The organism is Caulobacter sp. CCH9-E1 (assembly GCF_001556515.1).
Lineage (GTDB): Bacteria > Pseudomonadota > Alphaproteobacteria > Caulobacterales > Caulobacteraceae > Caulobacter.
This window is the reverse complement of record NZ_LSJA01000207.1, coordinates 1-552: the sequence shown is the minus strand read 5'-3', so window position 1 is coordinate 552 and position 552 is coordinate 1. Positions and strand designations below refer to the sequence as shown.

Annotated in this window: 1 protein-coding gene; it reads left to right on the top strand. The window is 69.0% G+C overall.

Annotated elements, in window-relative coordinates; translation table 11 throughout:
• The coding region (locus AX690_RS12355) for an efflux RND transporter permease subunit (RefSeq protein WP_197426849.1) at positions 1-530 on the top strand (530 nt) is incomplete at its 5' end.
• Between the last annotated feature and the right edge of the window lie 22 nt (positions 531-552).

Genomic DNA, 552 nt, shown 5'->3' with positions numbered 1-552 from the left:
TCGTGCCGCTGTGCTTCGCGCTGATCTTCCTGGTGCTCTACATGGCGCTGGGCGGGTTCGGACCCGCAGCCTCGGTGTTCGCGGCGATCCCGCTCGGACTTTCGGGCGGTGTGTTCGCCCTGGCGCTGACGGGGATCACATTCTCGATCTCGGCCGCCGTCGGCTTCATCGTTCTGGCCGGCGTCGCGGTTCTCAACGGCCTGGTCGTCATGACCAGCGTCCGAGAGCGCCTCGAAGCGGGCGTGCCCGTGGCCCAGGCGATCTACGAGGGCTCGGTCGAGCGCTTCCGTCCGGTTCTGATGACGGGCCTCGTCCCGGCCATCGGTTTCATCCCGATGGCCCTGGCCAGCGGGACCGGCGCCGAAGTGCAAAAGCCCCTGGCCATGGTGGTCATCGGCGGCCTGGTCACGGCCACCGCCGTGACCCTGCTCGTCTTGCCCGCCATCGCCAATCTCATCCTCCAACTGGGGTCTGGTCGGAAGACCCCAGACGAGGGTCCGGCCGCGTCGGATTTGAGCACGACGCACTAGCCGGGGCGCCGGCGCGGCCCCT